Source organism: Allobosea sp. TAF32, from assembly GCF_052113585.1.
Lineage (GTDB): Bacteria > Pseudomonadota > Alphaproteobacteria > Rhizobiales > Beijerinckiaceae > Allobosea.
The window spans coordinates 156,060-174,249 of the sequence record NZ_JBFRDM010000004.1 but is presented as its reverse complement, the minus strand read 5'-3'; the positions used below and the strand labels follow the sequence as shown (position 1 = coordinate 174,249).

20 protein-coding genes are annotated in these 18,190 nt (G+C 65.4%); 6 read left to right on the top strand and 14 right to left on the bottom strand.

What is annotated here, in order from left to right; all coding sequences use genetic code 11:
• Positions 1-258: 258 nt before the first annotated feature.
• Complete coding sequence (metC, locus tag AB4Z16_RS10780; RefSeq protein ID WP_441511342.1) at positions 259-1,449, top strand: cystathionine beta-lyase; 1,191 nt, start codon at positions 259-261, stop codon at positions 1,447-1,449.
• 168 nt (positions 1,450-1,617) lie between these two features.
• Here the strand turns inward: metC and ppx are convergent, their stop codons facing one another.
• The 5 genes from ppx to AB4Z16_RS10755 form a co-directional block, all read right to left on the bottom strand.
• Complete coding sequence (gene ppx, locus AB4Z16_RS10775) at positions 1,618-3,192, bottom strand: exopolyphosphatase (RefSeq protein ID WP_441511341.1); 1,575 nt, start codon at positions 3,190-3,192, stop codon at positions 1,618-1,620.
• Positions 3,128-5,323 carry an RNA degradosome polyphosphate kinase gene (locus AB4Z16_RS10770; protein WP_441511340.1) on the bottom strand — a complete coding sequence of 732 codons (2,196 nt, stop codon included), beginning with the start codon at positions 5,321-5,323 and terminating at the stop codon, positions 3,128-3,130. Before AB4Z16_RS10770 ends, ppx begins: the two co-directional genes overlap by 65 nt.
• Before the next feature lie 127 nt (positions 5,324-5,450).
• Positions 5,451-6,149, bottom strand: coding sequence for a P-loop NTPase family protein (locus tag AB4Z16_RS10765; RefSeq protein ID WP_441511339.1), 699 nt, complete (start codon positions 6,147-6,149; stop codon positions 5,451-5,453).
• A 7-nt stretch (positions 6,150-6,156) separates the two neighbouring features.
• A complete protein-coding gene (locus AB4Z16_RS10760; RefSeq protein ID WP_441511338.1) occupies positions 6,157-7,266 on the bottom strand; it encodes an AI-2E family transporter in 1,110 nt (369 codons plus the stop codon).
• Between the two features lie 92 nt (positions 7,267-7,358).
• Positions 7,359-7,889 (bottom strand): CDP-alcohol phosphatidyltransferase family protein, encoded by a 531-nt coding sequence (locus AB4Z16_RS10755; RefSeq protein ID WP_441511534.1) that lies wholly within the window; start codon positions 7,887-7,889, stop codon positions 7,359-7,361.
• A 207-nt stretch (positions 7,890-8,096) separates the two neighbouring features.
• On the opposite strand from AB4Z16_RS10755, the gene purM reads away from it, so the two are divergent.
• A complete protein-coding gene (gene purM, locus AB4Z16_RS10750) occupies positions 8,097-9,170 on the top strand; it encodes a phosphoribosylformylglycinamidine cyclo-ligase (RefSeq protein ID WP_441511337.1) in 1,074 nt (357 codons plus the stop codon).
• Positions 9,171-9,226: 56 nt separating this feature from the next.
• Entirely contained in the window at positions 9,227-9,790 is a 564-nt protein-coding gene (purN, locus tag AB4Z16_RS10745) for a phosphoribosylglycinamide formyltransferase (protein WP_441511533.1), read from the top strand.
• Here purN and AB4Z16_RS10740 read toward each other — a convergent pair.
• The 3 genes from AB4Z16_RS10740 to AB4Z16_RS10730 form a co-directional block, all read right to left on the bottom strand.
• Positions 9,718-10,515: a helix-turn-helix transcriptional regulator gene (locus AB4Z16_RS10740; protein ID WP_441511336.1), complete on the bottom strand. Its 798-nt coding sequence runs from the start codon at positions 10,513-10,515 to the stop codon at positions 9,718-9,720. The genes purN and AB4Z16_RS10740 overlap by 73 nt on opposite strands.
• A 248-nt stretch (positions 10,516-10,763) precedes the next feature.
• Positions 10,764-11,126, bottom strand: a complete 363-nt coding sequence (locus AB4Z16_RS10735) for a hypothetical protein (protein ID WP_441511335.1) — start codon at positions 11,124-11,126, stop codon at positions 10,764-10,766.
• A gap of 86 nt (positions 11,127-11,212) precedes the next feature.
• Positions 11,213-11,413: a hypothetical protein gene (locus tag AB4Z16_RS10730; protein ID WP_441511334.1), complete on the bottom strand. Its 201-nt coding sequence runs from the start codon at positions 11,411-11,413 to the stop codon at positions 11,213-11,215.
• A gap of 284 nt (positions 11,414-11,697) precedes the next feature.
• Here AB4Z16_RS10730 and AB4Z16_RS10725 point away from each other — a divergent pair, with 284 nt between their 5' ends.
• Positions 11,698-12,540 carry a MipA/OmpV family protein gene (locus tag AB4Z16_RS10725; RefSeq protein ID WP_441511333.1) on the top strand — a complete coding sequence of 281 codons (843 nt, stop codon included), beginning with the start codon at positions 11,698-11,700 and terminating at the stop codon, positions 12,538-12,540.
• A gap of 112 nt (positions 12,541-12,652) precedes the next feature.
• On the opposite strand, the gene ndk is transcribed toward AB4Z16_RS10725, so the two are convergent.
• The 3 genes from ndk to AB4Z16_RS10710 form a co-directional block, all read right to left on the bottom strand.
• A complete protein-coding gene (ndk, locus tag AB4Z16_RS10720) occupies positions 12,653-13,075 on the bottom strand; it encodes a nucleoside-diphosphate kinase (protein WP_441511332.1) in 423 nt (140 codons plus the stop codon).
• 93 nt (positions 13,076-13,168) lie between these two features.
• Positions 13,169-13,438, bottom strand: a complete 270-nt coding sequence (locus AB4Z16_RS10715) for a sel1 repeat family protein (protein WP_441511331.1) — start codon at positions 13,436-13,438, stop codon at positions 13,169-13,171.
• 150 nt (positions 13,439-13,588) lie between these two features.
• A complete protein-coding gene (locus AB4Z16_RS10710) occupies positions 13,589-13,744 on the bottom strand; it encodes a hypothetical protein (RefSeq protein WP_441511330.1) in 156 nt (51 codons plus the stop codon).
• Positions 13,745-13,788: 44 nt separating this feature from the next.
• On the opposite strand from AB4Z16_RS10710, the gene AB4Z16_RS10705 reads away from it, so the two are divergent.
• The gene (locus AB4Z16_RS10705) at positions 13,789-14,175 is read left to right on the top strand and encodes a DUF2147 domain-containing protein (RefSeq protein ID WP_441511329.1); all 387 of its coding nucleotides are present in this window, start codon (positions 13,789-13,791) and stop codon (positions 14,173-14,175) included.
• 131 nt (positions 14,176-14,306) lie between these two features.
• On the opposite strand, the gene AB4Z16_RS10700 is transcribed toward AB4Z16_RS10705, so the two are convergent.
• From AB4Z16_RS10700 to AB4Z16_RS10690, 3 genes are all read right to left on the bottom strand, one after another.
• On the bottom strand, positions 14,307-15,014 hold the full coding sequence (locus AB4Z16_RS10700; protein ID WP_441511328.1) for a glutathione S-transferase N-terminal domain-containing protein: 708 nt from the start codon (positions 15,012-15,014) through the stop codon (positions 14,307-14,309).
• 122 nt (positions 15,015-15,136) lie between these two features.
• Positions 15,137-15,631: a GNAT family N-acetyltransferase gene (locus AB4Z16_RS10695; protein ID WP_441511327.1), complete on the bottom strand. Its 495-nt coding sequence runs from the start codon at positions 15,629-15,631 to the stop codon at positions 15,137-15,139.
• 52 nt (positions 15,632-15,683) lie between these two features.
• Positions 15,684-16,190 (bottom strand): GNAT family N-acetyltransferase, encoded by a 507-nt coding sequence (locus AB4Z16_RS10690; protein ID WP_441511326.1) that lies wholly within the window; start codon positions 16,188-16,190, stop codon positions 15,684-15,686.
• A gap of 665 nt (positions 16,191-16,855) precedes the next feature.
• On the opposite strand from AB4Z16_RS10690, the gene AB4Z16_RS10685 reads away from it, so the two are divergent.
• Positions 16,856-18,166: an amidohydrolase family protein gene (locus AB4Z16_RS10685; protein ID WP_441511325.1), complete on the top strand. Its 1,311-nt coding sequence runs from the start codon at positions 16,856-16,858 to the stop codon at positions 18,164-18,166.
• Positions 18,167-18,190 lie beyond the last annotated feature (24 nt).

Genomic DNA, 18,190 nt, shown 5'->3' with positions numbered 1-18,190 from the left:
AATCTCCCATTGAAGCCACGTTTCCGGCTCGCGCCGAACGCCATCCTGGTCTCGCCGCCGGCAGCATTTTCGCTGCTCGATTCATCTTGCGATTGCGCGACGCCCCCGTTGCCGAGTCGATTGCCAGAGCGACCCATGAGCGTCAAGCAACCGCCATCCGCCCCCGGCGCCCCTTGTTCGCCGCATACATCACATGCGAGTTTGGGGGGTGTGGTCAAGCCCGACTGCATTTTCCTGCCTTCGAGACCCGCTGTTTCCATGAAAAAGCTGTCTTCTCCTGAATTTGCGCGCCTTGGCGAGCGGACACGCCTCGTGCTGGCCGGACGCGACCCGGGCGATAGCTACGGCTTTGTCAATCCGCCTATCGTACGAGGCTCGACGGTCGTCTACCCGAACACCGAGGACTTCCTGGTCCGCAAGGCGCGCTACACCTACGGCACGGACGGCAACCCGACGCTCGACGCGTTCATGGCCGCGGCCAACACGATCGAGGGCGGGTCCGGCGTGGTCGTCACACCCTCAGGGCTGATGGCCTGCACGCTCGCCTTCCTGACCATGCTCTCTGCCGGAGACCATGTGCTGGTCACGGACAGCGTCTACCGTCCGACACGCATCTTCTGCGACACGTTCCTCAAGCGCATGGGCGTCGAGGTCAGCTATTACGACCCGCTGATCGGCGGCGACATCGCCAAGCTCTTCAAGTCGAACACCAAGGCCGTCTGGACCGAGGCGCCGGGCTCCCAGACCTTCGAGATGCAGGACATCCCGGCCATCGTCGCGGCAGCGCAGGCACGCGACATCCTGGTCGCGATGGACAATACCTGGGCGACGCCGCTCTTCTTCGATGCCCATAAATTCGGTGTCGACTACTCGGTGCAGGCCGGCACCAAATATTACGCGGCGCATTCCGACGTGCTGATCGGCACCGTCTCGGCGCGGACGCCGGACCTGTTCAAGAAGCTGCGCGCAGCCTGGAATCAGCTCGGGCTGATCGTCGCGCCGGAAGACGCGTTCCTGACGCTGCGCGGCATGCGGACCATGGCCGTACGCCTGAAAGAGCAGATGCCGGCCGGCATCGCCATGGCCGAATGGCTGAGCGAGCGCCCCGAGGTCGCCCGCGTCCTCCACCCTGCCCTACCGGGTGCGCCGGGGCACGAGATCTGGAAGCGCGACTTCACCGGCGCCTCATCGCTCTTCACCATCGAGCTGAAGCCCGTCTCGATGAAGGCGGTCGGTGCGATGCTCGACGGGCTGACCCTGTTCGGCATCGGCGCCTCCTGGGGCGGCTATGAGAGCCTCGTCCTGCCCTTCGACTGCAAGGACTATCGGACCGCGACCAAGCCCGATTTCAAGGGGCCGACGATCCGCATCCATATCGGCCTCGAAGACATCGACGACCTGAAGGTCGATCTCGACGCGGGCTTCGCGCGACTACGCGCGGTTGGGTAAACCGGCGCACTGCTTGTCATTCCGGGGCTTCGCGTAGCGAAGAACCCGGAACCTGGACGCGGCTCACAACCGAACACCTATATCTCACCCAGTCCTGGGTTCCGGGTTGGCGCCTGTGGCGCGCCCCGGAATGACAAAGATGCGTTTTGAAGCCGCCGCGACGGCGCCTCAGAGCCGGCCGATCTCGAAATCGCGCCCGAGCAGCTTGGCGAGCTGCTTGAGGCGGCCCTCGACGCGCTCGCTGGACAAGGAGGCGAGATCGCCCGGGAAGCGCAGAAGCAGGCGGTTATCGACGCAGGTCGCCGGAATTCGCGGCAGGATGCCGGCCATCCCCGCCGACAAGAGATAGGCGACGCGGAAGATCGCGGCGATCAGCGTCGCACGCGCGAGAAGCGGCGGCTGAAGCAGCGTCTTCAGGCCTTCCGCCGCCGGAGAGCTGGCCTTCAGCCCGGCATAGCGATGGAAGATCGCCATCGCCAGGAAGGCCCGGCCGACATGGTCGATGCCGGTGAAATAGGCATGGGCAATGACGTTCATGCTCTGCTCGCCGCGATAATCGGGATGGGCGCGCCAGCCGATATCGGAAAGCAGGCAGACGGTCTCGATCAGGCGCCCGGAGGGCTCGTCCTGCGCGAGCCCCGCCGTTTCGAGAATTCCGCCCACCCAAGCGATGAGATCTGCTGCGTGGCGCGGATCGCGCGCACGCAGCAGATTGTAGTCGCGCGCGGCCTGCAGCAGCGGATCGGAGGTCTGTTCCTGCGGCGAGAGCTGCTCGTGCAGCAGCCCCTCGCGCACGCCCTGCGCCGAAATGACGATGCTGCGGGGCTTGCCGCGCTTGATCAGTTCGTCGAGCACCAGCGCGCCATAGGCGAGCAGCGGCCGGCGCGCCGAGGAGACCGAATCGATGGCGTCGAGCACCGAGGCATCGGCCCGCTCGACCAGCTTGACGAAGTCGGCCGCGTCCTTGGGCGGGATCGCGTAGCCATGCATCACGTTTAGCGGGTAGTTCACACGGCGCTGGTGCAAGGTCGCCAAAGCGCGCCAGGTGCCGCCGACGGCGAAGAAATCGCGCCCCTTCATGGCGGCGAGCTGCGGCAGCTTGTCGAGTTCGTCCTTCACGATCTTCTCGGCTGATCGGATCGAGCCCTTCGAGCGATCAAGCAGAGCCAGGCCGCCGAGCGGGACGCTGGCACCCTTCCCGACGGCTCCCTTCTTGACGGAGATCAGCTCCAGGCTGCCACCGCCGAGATCGCCCACGACCCCATCGGGGGCATCAAAACCAGAGATCACGCCGAGGCCCGAGAGAATCGCCTCACGGCCGCCCGAGATCAGCTCGATCGGCTGACCGATCGCCTCCTCGGCGCGGGCGATGAACTCCGGACCGTTCTCGGCATAGCGCGCGGCGGCGGTCGCGATGACGCGGAGCTCGCCGACATGCATCGCCTCGCAGAGGATCCGGAAGCGCACGAGGGCCTGGATCGCCTTCTCGATCGCGTCCTCCGCCAACCGGCCGGTCGTGGCGACCTGCCGGCCGAGACCGGCCATCTCCTTCTCGTTGAAGACCTGCGATGGCGCCCGCGCCAGCATCTCGTAGACGACGAGACGGACCGAGTTCGAACCGATATCGACGATGGCGATGGTGTCGGAGAGCGCAAGCCGCCCCGGCGCGTGCCGGAGCTCAGGCCTTACGGCCTCCCCGGCGCGAGAGGGAACGGGGACTTGAATTCGAGAGCGATTTTCCACGTCCGGACAGACTCGGGTTCGTCATGAAGTACTTATGCGCGTTGAACGGCTCTTCGTTCGGCGCGGGGACAATGCGGCGCGAGCCGCCATCGGGCAATATCGTCCAGCTCTGCTCGTTGTCGAGCAGGTTGGCCAGCATGATCTGATCGAGCAACTGCTGATGCACGGTCGGATTGAGGATCGGCGTCAGCGCCTCGACCCGGCGGTCGAGGTTGCGCGGCATCAGATCGGCCGAGGAAATGTAGATCTTGGCCTTGGGCGAAGGCATGCCGTGCCCAGCGCCGAAGGCGTAGACGCGCGTGTGCTCGAGGAAGCGGCCGATGATCGACTTGACGCGGATCTTCTCCGACAGGCCGGGCACGCCCGGCCGCAGGCAGCAGATGCCGCGCACGACGAAGTCGATCTCCACGCCTGCCTGGCTGGCGTCATAGAGGGCGTCGATGATCTCGGGATCGACCAGCGAATTGCACTTGCCCCAGATCGCGCCCTTGCGGCCGGCCTTTACATGGGCGACTTCCTCGGCGATGTCGTCGAGCAGGCGCTGCTTGAGGCTTGTCGGCGAGACCGCCATGCGCTCCAACCCAGCCGGCTCAGCGTAGCCGGTGATGAAATTGAAGATGCGCGCGACGTCCTGCGCGATCACCGGATCGGCGGTGAAGAAGGAGACGTCGGTGTAGATGCGGGCCGTGATCGGGTGGTAGTTGCCGGTCGCGATATGGCAGTAGCTGACGAGCTGCCCGGCTTCCCGCCGAACAACGAGCGAGAGCTTGGCATGGGTCTTGAGCTCGATGAAGCCATAGACGACCTGGACCCCGGCGCGCTCCATCTCCTTCGCCCAGCGAATGTTGGCCTCTTCGTCGAAGCGCGCCTTCAGCTCGACCAGCGCCGTCACAGACTTGCCGGCCTCTGCGGCTTCCGTCAGCGCCTTGACGATCGGCGAGTTCGCCGAGGTGCGGTAGAGCGTCTGCTTGATCGCGACGACATTGGGATCGCGTGCCGCCTGCTGCAGGAACTGCACGACGACGTCGAAGCTCTCATAGGGGTGGTGGACGAGCAGGTCCTTCTGGCGGACCGCAGCGAGGCAGTCGCCGCCATGTTCACGGATGCGCTCGGGGAAGCGGGCGTTGTAGGGCTTGAACTTCAGGTCCGACCGGTCGACGCCGACGAGCTGCGAGAGCTCGTTCAGGCCGATCATGCCGTTGACCTCGACGATCTCGTCGGCATCGACCTTGAGTTCGCGCACGATCAGCCGGCGCAGATGGTCGGGCATACCGGTCGAGACCTCGAGCCGGATGACGACGCCGAGCCGGCGCTGCTTCAGCATGGTCTCGAAGACGCGGACGAGGTCCTCCGCCTCCTCCTCGATGTCGAGATCGGAGTCGCGGATGACGCGGAAGGAGCCGGTGCCCTTGACCTCGTAGCCGGGGAAAAGCTTGCTGATGAACAGCGAAACCGCGTCCTCAAGCGTGATGAAGCGATGCAACCCCTCGCGGGCAAGATCGGGCAGCTCGATGAAGCGGTCGATCTTCACAGGCACGCGGATCAGCGCGTCGAGCTGGCGCCCATCGCTCTTGCGCTCCAGCGCCAGCGCGACGGTGAAGCCGAGATTCGGGATGAACGGGAACGGATGCGCCGGATCGATCGCCAGCGGCGTCAGCACCGGGAAGACGTAGTTGAGGAAATAGTCTTCCAGCCAGATCCTGTCCTGCGAGCCGATATCGCCCGGCTGCAGCAGGTGGATACGATTCTCATGCAGATCGTGGCGGAGTTCCGCCCAGCGCGCCTGCTGGTCGTCGGTAAGGGCCGAAACTGCTTGGCCGATCGCGACGAGCTGCTCGGCCGGGGTGAGACCGTCCTGGCTCGGCGTGACCACGCCGGCCTTGAGCTGCTCGCGCAAGCCGGAGACGCGGACCATGAAGAACTCGTCGAGATTATTCGCCGAGATCGAAAGGAAACGCAGCTGCTCCAGCAGCGGGTGGCTGCGGTTCGAGGCCTCCTCCATGACACGGCGGTTGAACTGCAGCCAGGACAGCTCGCGGTTGATGAAGCGCTCGGGCTGCTGACGCAGCGGCGCAACATCGGCCTCGCTGGAGAGCTTCTCCGGCTCGACGGTCACGGCTTCGAGAGTCATGTGATTCACCCGTGTCCTGATTGTCTTTCCGCCCATAGCGCCGTTGAAGCCATCCTAGCGTGACGTTTCGATGACGGGCGACATGATTTCGTATGACGGCACGGCCGCTCCGCAAGCACGCTCTCTTTCAGCCGGGCTCATCCGGAAACAATTCCGACAGCACCTCCTGTGCCAGCGGGCGCGTGACGCGCCGGCCGCGCTCCAGCGCGACGCGATCGAGGCGGTCCACCACCTGCCGCGCGGCAGCGAAAGAGCGCTCCATCCTGAGCGCCAGCGTCTCGATGACCGCGGTGTCGACCACGAGCTGGCGATCAATGAAGAGCTTGACGAGGAGCGCCCGCAGCAACCCGTCATCGGGCGGCTCGATCGTGGCCCCCGGCGCCAATCTGAGGCGCGACAGCAGATCCGGCACGCGCAGGCCCCAGAAGTCGGGTTCCTTGCGCGCGGTCAGCAGCAGATGTCCGTCGCGCGCCTTCATCGCGTTCATCAGGTGGAAGAGCGCGGCCTCTTCGAGCGGACCGGCATCGCAATCCTCGACGACGAGAGCCCCGCCGGAGACAAGGTGCGGGACCTTGGCCTCGGTCAGCTCCGCGGCCCGAATCGTCCAGGCATGGGCGACGCGGGCCCAGATCGCGGCGAGATGGGTCTTGCCCGCACCTTCCGGCCCGGTGAGACGCAGCCAGGCATCGGGCCATTGCGGCCAGCGCTCGACCAGGCCGTAGGCGGCCTCGTTGGACGGGCCGATCAGGAAATCCTCGACGCCGTGACGGCTGTCGACCGGCAGGTCGAAAGCGAGCTGGCGCGGGCGTGGGGGCACTTCGTTCATGCGTATGTCAGAGTTCGGCGTCGGCGCTGGACTTCGCTCGGGCTGCACGCCTGGCACCGACACCGTGATAGAGGTTGCTGGCGAGATATTGCCGCAGCGCGAAGCGGCAGAGCACGCCGATGACGGCCGCAAGCGGCACCGCCAGCAGCAGGCCGACGAAGCCAAAGAGCGAGCCGAAGGCAAGCAGCGCGAACATCAGCCAGACCGGATGCACGCCGATGGAGTCACCGACGAATTTCGGCTGGAAGATGTTCCCTTCGAGGAACTGCCCGGCAAGGAAGACGCCGAGCGTTGCCAGCGGCCAGGTCCAGTCCGGCCAGAACTGCACGATCGCCACACCGACCGAGAGCACGAGCCCGGTCAGCGAGCCGACATAGGGAATGAAGGACAGGAAGCCCGAGATGATGCCGATCAGCGCGCCGAAATTCACGCCGACGATGCTGAGCCCGATCGCATAGAAGGTTCCGAGCAGCAGGCAGACGAGAGCCTGGCCGCGCAGGAAGCCGGCGATGGCGCGATCCATCTCATGCAGCAGGCTGCGAATGGTGTCGCGGTGATCGAGCGGCAGCCAGCTATCGACGGTCGCGACCATCCGGTCCCAATCGACCAGCAGATAGAAGGCGATGACCGGCGTCAGGACCAGCAGCGAGAACACGCCGACGATGGCGGTGCCGCCGCTCCAGAGCGATTGCAGCAGGCCACCGACCCATTTGGTCGCCTCGCCGACGAGGTTGCCCAGCGAATTCTGCGCTTCCTGTTGCAGCTTCCCGGCGCCGAGGCGTTCAAGCCAGGGGAAACCCTTCTCCATCACCAGGGCCTGCAGCTTGGCCGCGTCGGAAGGCAGCCTGTCGACCAGCCCGGCTAGCTGCCGGCCGAGCAGCGGCGCCAGCAGCACCAGCGCCAGCACGAAGATGATGAGGAAAACGATCAGGATGACGATCGTCGCGGTCAGCCGGTTCATCCCCATCCGCTCCAGCCGGTCTGCCAGGGGATCGAGCAGATAGGCGAGCGCCAGCGCCGCGATAAAGGGCAGCAGGATATCGCGCAGGAGCACGAGCAGGAGGATGAAGACCAGGAGGGAGCCCAGCCAAAAGCCGATCTGGCGCTGCAACGTCATCGATCAGCCTCTTTCGCCTATCGGACCAGCGGAATGGGACAAATGTGCACGGAAAGCCGCAGTTCCAAGCGCCGGCCGCGTGTGAAATCTCGTCAGCCCGCCATGTGGCGCAGCCAGAAGGCGAGATAGGCCGCCATCGAGGCGAGCGTCAACACGGCGACGACGAGTTCGCCGACCACGGCCGCCGGACCGAGATCGATCCCGAAGGCCCGCGAGCCGAGCGCCAGCGCCGCGAAGGCGATCTGCGCCGCCGTGTTGAGCTTGCTGACGAGGAACGGCGCCATCGCGACCGGACGGGCGAGCAGCCACGAGAGCAGCACCGCCGCCACGATCATGATGTCGCGTGCCGCGACGAGAATGACGAGCCAGACCGGGATCGCGCCGACCACCGCCAGCGTGATGTAGATCGAGACGATCAGTGCCTTGTCCGCGATGGGGTCGAGATAGGCGCCGAGCTCGCTCGCCATGCCGCAATGCTTGGCGAGAAAGCCGTCGACAGCGTCGGAAATGCCGGCGACGACAAAGATGATGAAGGCCGCCTCCCAACGCGCGTTCACGATCATGACGATGACGAGCGGCACCAGGAAAAGCCGGGCAACCGTGATCAGGTTCGGGATCGTCATGGCGGCAGCTTCGCTCATGGCGCGACACGATGCCAGCCATGCGTCGTTCACCCGACCTCCGATGTCATCCTGGACAAGTGCCGAAGCCGCGCCGACCCGGGATGACGGCAGTTGCTGGTGAGAAAGCGACAAAACCACCCAAACGCCTTGCCAGCCGCAGCTTGCTTGCCTATCGCTCCCGCGAGCATGCAAGGAAGGCGGAACGCAATGAGCAAGCCCGGCGCAAACGGACTGACCTATGCGCAGGCGGGCGTCGATATCGACGCCGGCAATGCCATGGTCGACGAGATCAAGCCGCTGGTGCGCGCCACGCGCCGGCCGGGCGCGGACGCCGAGATCGGCGGCTTCGGCGGGCTGTTCGACCTCAAGGCCGCCGGCTTCAACGATCCGATCCTGGTCGCGGCCAATGACGGTGTCGGCACCAAGGTGAAGATCGCAATCGAGAGCGGACTGCATTCGACCATCGGCATCGACCTCGTCGCGATGTGCGTCAACGACCTCATCGTCCAGGGCGCCGAGCCGCTGCTCTTCCTCGACTACTACGCCACCGGCAAGCTCGACCCGAAGGTGGGCGTCGAGATCGTGCGCGGCATCGCCGATGGCTGCCGCCAGTCCGGCTGCGCGCTGATCGGCGGCGAAACGGCCGAAATGCCCGGCATGTATGCCGAGAAGGATTACGATCTCGCCGGCTTCGCGGTCGGTGCGGCCGAGCGCGGCACGCTGCTGCCGCGCGAAGACCTGAAGCCCGGCGACGTGGTGTTCGGCCTGCCCTCCTCCGGCGTGCATTCCAATGGCTATTCGCTGGTGCGCCGCATCGTGGCGCTCAGCGGCCTCGGCTGGGAGGCCCCCGCCCCGTTCGACGGCAGCAAGACACTCGCAGAAGCCTTACTCGAGCCGACCCGCATCTATGTGAAGCCGCTGCTGCAGGCACTGAAGGCGACCGACGGCATCAAGGCGCTGGCCCACATCACCGGCGGCGGCTTCCCCGACAACATCCCCCGCGTGCTGCCCGAAGGCCTCGGCGTGGCGCTCGATCTGCCGGCGATCCCGGTCCCGCCGGTCTTCGGCTGGCTCGCCAAGATCGGCGGCGTCGCCGAGCGCGAGATGCTGCGCACCTTCAACTGCGGCATCGGCATGATCGTCGCCGCGCAGGCCGACAAGGCCGATGAGGTTCTCGCGGCGCTGAAGGCTGCCGGTGAGGCGCCGGTGAAGCTCGGCGAGATCGTGCCGGTCGCTGCCGGCGAGGAGCAGGTCAGCTATCGCGGCAAGCTCTCGCTGTGAGCACGGCTAACGCCCGCAAGCGCGTCGGGGTGCTGATCTCCGGGCGCGGCTCCAACATGGTTTCGCTTGCGGAAGCAGCGCAGGCGCCGGGCTATCCGGCCGAGATCGCGCTGGTCATCTCCAACATCGCCGACGTCGCCGGGCTCGACCGGGCCCGCGGCTTCGGCATCGCCACGGCGACGATCGACCATCGCCCCTTTGGCCGGGATCGCGAGGCGTTCGAACGCGCCATGGACGAACTCCTGCGCGTCAACCAGATCGATCTGGTCGTGCTCGCCGGCTTCATGCGCATCCTGACGCCCTGGTTCGTGACGCGCTGGGAAGGGCGGATGATCAATATCCACCCTTCGCTGCTGCCGCTGTTCAAGGGCACGCACACGCACCGACAGGCCCTCGAAGCCGGCGTCAGCGAGCATGGCTGCTCGGTGCATTTCGTCGTGCCGGAACTCGACGCCGGGCCGGTGATCCTGCAGGCGAAGGTGCCGGTCCTGCCCGACGATGACGAGGAGACGCTGTCCAAGCGCGTCCTCGTCGAAGAGCATAAGCTCTATCCGGCGGCGCTGGCGGAGGTCGCGTCCGGCCGCGCCAGGCTGGCGGGCGACGTCGTCATCCGGGCCTGATCGTCCCCGCCCTCGCGCTTGCAGCGTTCCCACTCCTCGCGCGCCCTCTCCTCCTCCTTCTGCCAGCGGCGGAAGAGGTCGGCGCGGCGGGCGGGGTAGCGCTCCTCCAATGCGACGAGGCCAGTCATGCGGTCGGTGCGGAAATGGCGGAAGGCCTGCCGGAGCTCGCACCAGGCAACGACGATGCGCACACGCTCGTAGAAGGTCATGCCAATCGGCCAGATCATGCGCTGTGTCGCATGGCCGCTCTCGTCGCTGTAGTGGATCGAGAGCTTGCGGCCGTTGCGGATGGCGGCGCGCACGGCGGCGACATCGACCTGATCGACCGGCACGTCGCCCGGGTAGGACGCCGCGAACAAGGCGCCATCGAGCAGGATCGGCCGCAGATGCGGCGGCAGCACCGCCGCGACCTTGCTGACCACGTCCTCGGCAGCGCGCGCGAGCACCGGGTCGGCACGCTCGCTCAGCCAGCGCATGCCGACCAGCACGGCCTCGATCTCGTCTGGCGAGAGCATCAATGGCGGCAGGTCGAACCCGGCGTCGAGCACATAGCCGATGCCGGCCTCGCCGCGCACGGGGACGCCCTGGCGCACCAGCGCGCCGATGTCGCGATAGACCGTACGCACGGAGACATCGAGCTCGGAAGCCAGCGTCTCGGCCGTCACGGGGCGCCTGCGGCGACGCAGGCTTTGAATCATGTCGAGCAATCGTTCGGCGCGCTGCACGGCGTCGTCTCCCTACCCGGCCTCGTAGCTGAGGCACCATGGCCCAGCCACGGTGACAGCTTCTGTCAGGAGCGTGTCAGCAGCAAGGCGGGAGACGGAACAAGCGCCGAACGGGACGGCCGTCATGCTCGGGCTTGCCCCGAGCATCTCTCATCGGATGAGGCTCCTGCGCCTCCTTCAGATCGAGTTTCCCGGGTCTGCGCTTCGCTTCGCCCGAGAATGACGCCACTAGAAAGCCGGACCGCCGTTCAGAACGGCCGCTTCAACTTGCACTGGTCGATGAAACGCAGGCCCTTCTCGCGGGCCGAATCGTTGAAATAGCCGGTATCTCGGAACGCCTGGATCTCGTCCTTGGTCATGGCGCTGACCGTGCCCTTGGCATAGCAGCTGCACGGGGTATGCACGGCTTCGCGGGTCGTGCCCAGGAGCTGCGACTGCGTGATCAGGCAGGCGTCGAAGGCGCGCAGCTGGATCATGTATGGGGTGAGGTTCTTCGCGGTCGGATCCGGCGGCGGCAGCGCCGTCGAGCTGCTAGCGGCATAGGCCGAGACGCTTGCCAGGAGCGACAATCCACCGGCCAGCACGACCGCACCCATCCGCCGCATCATCATGATTTCGTCTGCCCTTCGAGAACCGGGCACGTCGCGATCACCATGCTGCGCCCATGTTTCGGCATGGCCATAGAGCTAGGTCAACGTCAAGAGGACGCGCGGTCGTTTACTGCGGTTTTCAAGGATAGTGCTTCCGCTGCGACGTTTTCCGACTGAGTGTCGCCAGTAACCGACCGGACGCCGGGTTCGATTCCGAATTCCGGCTCGTCGATGACCGGCGCCCGGTCCGCCAGCTCGAGAAAAATAGCGGCGCAAAGCAGCCAGACGATCGCCACTTGCATAATCATCGCCGCCTCCTGCGACCTCGGGGCACCGGAGCCCTCCGATGCGTGCGCCCACTCTGGCGGCGATCGATTAACGACCGGTTCCCGACCTCGGACCGTGACCGCTTCGCAGCCCGGCCGCAGGCGCCCCTTGGGGACCAGACCGGCAAAAAGAAAGCCAGCTTTGATCCAACATGTTGATATTCCTGAGATAACGAAAAACTCACCTTAACCGCGCATTAATCCCCTTCCCTCAGATTGCCCTCATTCAATCGTTCGGACGCACTGTCGCGTCGGAGTTCTGGACTATGCGTTGCGTTGCGTATCTGGCTGGTCTGGCGACCTGCCTTTCCCTCTCCCTGCCCGGCGGCGCCCAGGCACAGTCGAGAGACTATTCGACCCTCACCTCGCCCCAGCCGGCCCAGAACTGGTACCTGACGCTCGGCGCCGGCGTGCGCTATCAGCCGGACTACACGGGCTCTGACGACTACGTCTTTCGCGCCCGGCCGATCATCTCGCTGGGCAAGGGCCTGAAGAGCACATGGTGGAGCGCCGAGGACGATGCGATGCTGAGCATCGGCGTCTTCTCCGGCCAGGGCTGGCGCATCGGCTTCTCGGGCGATCTGCTCTGGAAGCGCAACGCCAAGGTCAATCCTGCGCTCGTCGCCGTGCCTGCCACCAAGTTCGGCGCCGAGGCCGGCGGCTTCGTCGAATTCTACCCGACCTCCTGGCTGCGCGGCCGTGTCGATGTGCGCCGCGGCATCGTCGCCCATGACGGCGTCGTCGCCGACTTCAAGCTCGACGCCTTCTCGACGATCGGCCCCTGGACGCTGGGCGCCGGGCCGCGCATGCGGATCGCGTCCGCCGACTACGTGCGGACCTATTTCGGCACCTATGGCGCGATGCCCGGCACGGGCGGCTTCCTGCAGCGCTTCAACGCCGGCGTCCACACCGTGGGCGCGCTGGCACAGCTGACCTATAGCTGGTCTGATCAGCTCAAGACGACGGCCTATGTCGAGTACCAGCACCTCGTCGGCGACGCCGCACGCTCTCCGATCGTCAGGCCGTTCGGCTCGCGCGACTCGATCACCATCGGCCTGTCCGCGAGCTACTCCTTCGATACCGGGACGAACTACTCCTTCGGTCTCTGATAGGCGGCGAGCGTCGGGCCGGCCTGGCGGGTCCGACCGGCAGCTCCAAAGAAAAAGGCGGCCCCGAAGACCGGGCCGCCTTTCTGCTTTCGCAATCGACTGGCGGCTGCGCTCAGCCGACGATCTCGTTGCCCGAGAAGAACTGGGCGATCTCGACCGCCGCCGTCTCCTGAGCGTCCGAGCCATGCACGGTGTTCTCGCCGACCGACAGGGCGAAGAGCTTGCGGATGGTGCCCTCGGCGGCGTTGGCCGGGTTGGTGGCGCCCATCACGTCGCGATAAGCGGCGATGGCATTCTCGCCTTCCAGCACCTGCACGACGACCGGACCCGAGGTCATGAACTCGACGAGCTCGCCGAAGAAGGGGCGCGCCGAGTGCACGGCGTAGAAGGTCTCGGCCTGAGCCTTGGTCATCTGGATGCGCTTCTGCGCGACGATGCGCAGGCCGGCCTTCTCGATGACCGCGTTGACCGCGCCGGTGAGATTGCGCTTCGTCGCGTCGGGCTTGAGAATGGAGAAGGTACGCTGGACAGCCATCGAGAGATCCTTGGATGGGGTGCAAAAAAGGGGAATGCGGCGCGCTTATAGCTGCCGCCTCCCGGCCCCACAAGGCTCGTGGCCGTGCTGCTCTCAGTGCCGCGTGAGGAAGGCGCGGGCTTCCCGCAGCGCTTCGGCAATCTGCTCACGCGTCATCTCAAGCGCCAGCTCCTGCCGATGCGCCGCCGCCCGGGCAGAGCCACGGGCAAAGGCGACGTTGAACCACTTCTGCGCCACGACGAGATCGACGGCTCCTGCCCGCCCCGACGCATGCATGAGGCCGAGCTCGCAATAGGCCTCGGCCGAAACCTCCGCCGGGATCACCAGGGAAGCGGGGACTGCGCTCATCTCCATGCGTGCCATGACACCACCCTCTTGTCTTTGTGCCAGCCACCCCTCCAGGGCCCCGGCCGATGACTGCGAGACTGGGCCCGACCTTTAAAATGCGAGCTAAATTTTGCGATGAATCGAGTCTCAACGAGACGTAATCGTCTGGTTAAAGCAACCGAAAATTCACCTCGCAATCCCGAAAACGGAAACGATTTCAAAGACCTGACGACCGATCTCCACACGCCGTATTGAGATTCGATTCACCTTGCGCGAAGCAAGCGCCGAAACCGCTTTCCGTAGCGGCAGCTTGAGCAATGCTGAAACGCCGATATAGTTCATATCTGAACCATGCAGTCATAGCTGGTCGGACGAAGGAGGATCGGATGAAGGACGGGACCGGATCGAAGCGCGCGGCGCTGGCCGCGCTCGGCTTGCTGGCAGGCGTCGCGACGGCAAACGCCCAGGAAGTCGTCGGCCTCTGGGAGCGTGATACGGGCGCCTCGCGCGTGCGCTTCAGCAAATGCGGCGAAGCGCTCTGCGGCTCGCTCTCCTGGCTCAAGGACCAGAACGGGCCGGCCAAGGTCGGCCAGCGCATCTTCTACGACATGAAGCCGAACGGCGAGAACAAATGGAGCGGCAGCGCCTTCAACCCGGAGGACGGCAAGACCTATTCCGGCACGATGACGCTCTCGGGCAATTCCCTCACCACTGCGGGCTGCGTCATGGGCGGGCTGATCTGCCGCTCGGTGAAGTGGAATCGGGCGAACTGAGCCCTGCCGTCATGCTCGCCCTTGTGGCGAGCATCCACGTCTTGAACGCTGCTTTCGATCTGCCGAGACGTCGATGGCCGGGACAAGCCCGACCATGACGCCTTCGCTTCAACGAAAGGAGCGCACTTGGCTCAGCGCGCTCTTTGACCGAAGAGGATCGCCTTTTCTTCGGGGGTGCTGATGCCCGCGGGGTTCCGCAGCTCTTCCGCCGCTTTCAGCCCGCGCTGGACGGCGGGACGCGCCTGCATGGTTTCCAGCCAACGCGCGACATTCGGAAACTGCCTGAGATCCTGCCCTTGCTTCTCCCAGCCACGCGCCCAGCCGATGCAGGCCATGTCGGCGATGGAGTATTCGCCGCAGATGTAGTCGCGGCCTTCGAGGCGCTTGTTGAGGACGCCATAGAGCCGGTTGGCCTCGTTGGTATAGCGCTCGATCGCGTAGGGAATCTTTTCCGGCGCATAGATGCGGAAATGATGGGTCTGGCCGAGCATGGGGCCGAAGCCGCCCATCTGCCAGAACAGCCATTCATCGACCGCGACGCGGGCGCGCTCATCCTTCGGATAGAACTTGCCGGTCTTGCGGGCGAGATATTGCAGGATGGCACCCGACTCGAAGACGGAGATCGATTTGCCGTCCGGTCCGTCGGGATCGACGATCGCCGGCATGCGGTTGTTCGGGGAGATGGCGAGGAATTCCGGCTTGAACTGGTCGCCCTTGCCGATGTTCACGGGAACGATGTTGTAGGGTAGCCCGCATTCCTCGAGCATGATGGTGATCTTCCAGCCGTTCGGCGTCGGCCAGTAATAGAGGTCGATCGGCTTGGCGGGCGCTTCGGACATCAGTCTCTTCCTTCCTGGCGTGAGGCCTCGGAAGCGAATTTAGGGGCGGCACCGCACGCCCGGAAGGGGCAAGGGATTGCCCCCGACGCGACCGCGCCATGTGCTGTCGGCGTGTAACCTTTTCAGCTTCCGAGCTGCTTCTTGAAACCCTCATGGCTCTGGTCAAAGCCGAGGTTGCGGTAGAAGCGATGGGCATCGATGCGTGACTTGTTCGAGCTGAGCTCGATCAGCCCGACACCGCTTGCTTCGGCGAAGGCGAGTGCGTGCCTGATCATCACGGCTCCGATGCCGAGGCCGCGGCTCTCCGGCGCGACGTGGACGCTCTCGATCTTGCCGCGCCTGCGTCCGCGCGCGATCAGCCCGGGGATCAGTGTGACCTGGAAGGTGCCGACGACCGCGCCCGCCCGCTCGGCGACAAAGAGCGCATTGTCCTTGCTGGCATCGATCTCGGCGAAGGCCTCGGCATAGCCGGGATGCTGCGCCTCGGCGCGGATTTCCTCCGGTGTCATCGTCGGCGCGGCGGCACCGAGCATGATGAGTTCGGCAATGCGGGCCACATCGGCCGCAAGGGCGCGGCGAATGGTTATTTCGGCGGCGGAGACAGGCGTCCGGGTCATCGCTTCGGCTTTCGGCTCAGGCTGTGGCGGTCAATCGTGGCGGCGGATGGGCTTACTCGACGAAGAGGCGCTTCGCCATCAGCAGCGTGTTCGGCGTGTCGTCGCGGCCGTCGAAGCGCGCCTGCCGCTGCAGGAAGAAGCCCATGCGCTCGTAGAAGGCGATGGCCGGCTCGTTCTGGCTTTCGACTTCCAGGCGCGCGACCGGCGCCTTCGGAAAGCAGGCGAGCGCGACCTGCAGCAGCGTCCGCCCGATGCCGACGCCTTGCCAGACCGGCAGGACGTAGAGCCGCGTCAGCAGGGCCGCGCCATCGCGCTCCTGCCGTGCCGAGGCGGTGGCGACGACCTCCTCGCCGATCAACGCGACGAGGAAGATCCCCTCGTCGCGGCCGAGCTGGCTGCGCAGGTTCTCCAGCGAATGCCAGGCATTGGTGATCTCGGCGACGCGCTGCCAGCCATAGATGCCGTCATAGGTGGCATGCCAGGTCTCGACCAAAAGCGCCCTGACCGCCGGGACATCGGCGGCTTCGGTATCGCGAATGACGAGACCTGCGGGCGTCACGGGGCATTCCTTCGCAGACGCGCCAGGCCTTCACGCCACGTCGCGGGAATCGCCTGCGCAGCGGGAGCCTAGAGCATCGCGAGAAGACGTGCGAACCAGCTTTTTCGCATGGGCACGGACGGAGTGTCGACAAGCGATCGCGCTCTTCGCATGCGGACCGTCCCGCGCTGGAACAGCAACAGGCCGAAATCCCGCTCGCATAGGTCAGAGGGCCGACTGCGCGACAGGCGACACGCGGCCGCAGAGAGCGACTTGGTTCTGATCTTTGGAGGGCGCCAGCGCGTTGATGATGCAATCGAACTCCTGATCGATTTCACAAGATCGTCAATTGCTCAGAAGCCGCCCGCAACACTAACCACTCCACCCAGGGATGACGGGCAAGAAATGGTCGACAAGACCACGGAAGCGGCTTGAGACGGCCGCCCCGATATCCAACGCCGGGAGGGCGCTGAGGAGGGAAACAGCAACAGGCCAAATGGCCGAAGAGGGGATTTCGCAATATGAAGCTGACGAGACGCACATTCACCCGGGGGCTGACCCTCGGGGCTTTGACCTGCACCGAGATCGTATCGCCTGCCATCATCGGGTCCGCCCGAGCGCAAAGCATCTCCTCAAACCGGCCGGATATCCGGCGCGGCACGTACCTCATCCGCAACGGCGCGGTCATGACCGTCGACCCCTCGCTCGGCACGCTGCCGAAAGGAGACGTCCTGGTCCGCGAGGGCGTCATCGAAAGGATCGGCCAGGGGATCGAGGCACCCGGAGCCGAGATCATCGACGCCAGCGATATGATCGTTATGCCCGGCCTGATCGATACGCATTACCACATGTGGAGCGCGCTCGGTCGCAACTTTCCGGGTGACAACGGCTTCAGCTACTTTCCCGCGAAGAACGCCATTTCTCCATACCTCTCGCCGCAGGACGGCTACAACAGCGTCATGCTCGGGCTGGCCGAGCTCGCCAACAACGGCGTCACCACGGTCCATAACTGGTCGAACAATACCCGCTCGGCCGCCCATGCCGATGCCGAGCTGACGGCGCATCGCGACTCGCTGCTTCGGGCGCGCTTCGCCTACGGGCATGCCGATCTGCTGGATGCCAGCAAGCCCTTCGCCTATGACGATATCCTGCGCACGCGGGACAAGTGGTTCGGCGCCGGCTCACAGATGGACGGGCTCGTCCATTTCGCGGTCAACCTGCGCGGAATGGGTCCGAGCAAGCCCGAGACCTTCCACGAAGAGATGCAATGGGTGCTGAAGAACGGCCTGCGCGTAGCGACCCATGCCGGCCAATCGCCGCCGAACCTCAACAATGCCGCCGATTTCGAGCAGCGCGGCTATCTCGGGCCCAACTTCCTGTTCTGCCATTATGTGCCCGGCACCGAGGCGGATTTCGAAGTCCTGGCGCGGACGAAAACGCCTCTCAGCTTTGCGACGATATCGGAAATGCGGCTGGGGCGCGCCGGTGACTACCGTGCTTCTCTCATGCTCATGCGCAAGGCCGGCGTGATGCTGTCGCTCTCGGTCGACGCGAGCCTGATCGGCGCGCCGAATATGTTCGAGATCATGCGCACGACCTGGAATCTCGGCGTTCCCTGGCAGGGCACGCCATCGGCCGGCCAGAAGCCGATCGAGTTTGCCGAGGTGATCCGGATGGCCACGATCAACGGCGCGATCAGCCTCGGCCTGGGCGATGTCACGGGCTCCCTCACCCCCGGAAAGCGGGCCGACATCATCCTGCTGCGGACGAGCGACCTCAACATGGCGCCGCTCGGCCAGATCGAGACCACGATCGTGCAATCGGCCGATCCGTCCAATGTCGATACGGTCATGATCGACGGACGCATCGTCAAGCGCGCCGGGCGCCTGGTGGGCTATGACGTTGCCAAGATCGTCGCCGACGCGAAGGACTCCGCCCGCAAGCTGCGCAAGCAGGCCGGCGGCGTCCTGCTGCAGACATGCCCGGACTGCGGCTGAGCCGGAAAGGCGGGAGCGCCCACA

Excerpts from the sequence above, each read along its gene's own strand:
- metC (WP_441511342.1), top strand. The coding sequence starts at position 259 with ATGAAAAAGCTGTCTTCTCCTGAATTTGCGCGCCTTGGCGAGCGGACA.
- AB4Z16_RS10770 (WP_441511340.1), bottom strand. The coding sequence starts at position 5,323 with ATGACTCTCGAAGCCGTGACCGTCGAGCCGGAGAAGCTCTCCAGCGAG.
- AB4Z16_RS10765 (WP_441511339.1), bottom strand. The coding sequence starts at position 6,149 with ATGAACGAAGTGCCCCCACGCCCGCGCCAGCTCGCTTTCGACCTGCCG.
- AB4Z16_RS10760 (WP_441511338.1), bottom strand. The coding sequence starts at position 7,266 with ATGACGTTGCAGCGCCAGATCGGCTTTTGGCTGGGCTCCCTCCTGGTC.
- AB4Z16_RS10755 (WP_441511534.1), bottom strand. The coding sequence starts at position 7,889 with ATGACGATCCCGAACCTGATCACGGTTGCCCGGCTTTTCCTGGTGCCG.
- purM (WP_441511337.1), top strand. The coding sequence starts at position 8,097 with ATGAGCAAGCCCGGCGCAAACGGACTGACCTATGCGCAGGCGGGCGTC.
- purN (WP_441511533.1), top strand. The coding sequence starts at position 9,227 with ATGGTTTCGCTTGCGGAAGCAGCGCAGGCGCCGGGCTATCCGGCCGAG.
- AB4Z16_RS10735 (WP_441511335.1), bottom strand. The coding sequence starts at position 11,126 with ATGATGATGCGGCGGATGGGTGCGGTCGTGCTGGCCGGTGGATTGTCG.
- AB4Z16_RS10730 (WP_441511334.1), bottom strand. The coding sequence starts at position 11,413 with ATGATTATGCAAGTGGCGATCGTCTGGCTGCTTTGCGCCGCTATTTTT.
- AB4Z16_RS10725 (WP_441511333.1), top strand. The coding sequence starts at position 11,698 with ATGCGTTGCGTTGCGTATCTGGCTGGTCTGGCGACCTGCCTTTCCCTC.
- ndk (WP_441511332.1), bottom strand. The coding sequence starts at position 13,075 with ATGGCTGTCCAGCGTACCTTCTCCATTCTCAAGCCCGACGCGACGAAG.
- AB4Z16_RS10715 (WP_441511331.1), bottom strand. The coding sequence starts at position 13,438 with ATGGCACGCATGGAGATGAGCGCAGTCCCCGCTTCCCTGGTGATCCCG.
- AB4Z16_RS10710 (WP_441511330.1), bottom strand. The coding sequence starts at position 13,744 with ATGAACTATATCGGCGTTTCAGCATTGCTCAAGCTGCCGCTACGGAAA.
- AB4Z16_RS10705 (WP_441511329.1), top strand. The coding sequence starts at position 13,789 with ATGAAGGACGGGACCGGATCGAAGCGCGCGGCGCTGGCCGCGCTCGGC.
- AB4Z16_RS10700 (WP_441511328.1), bottom strand. The coding sequence starts at position 15,014 with ATGTCCGAAGCGCCCGCCAAGCCGATCGACCTCTATTACTGGCCGACG.
- AB4Z16_RS10695 (WP_441511327.1), bottom strand. The coding sequence starts at position 15,631 with ATGACCCGGACGCCTGTCTCCGCCGCCGAAATAACCATTCGCCGCGCC.
- AB4Z16_RS10685 (WP_441511325.1), top strand. The coding sequence starts at position 16,856 with ATGACCGTCGACCCCTCGCTCGGCACGCTGCCGAAAGGAGACGTCCTG.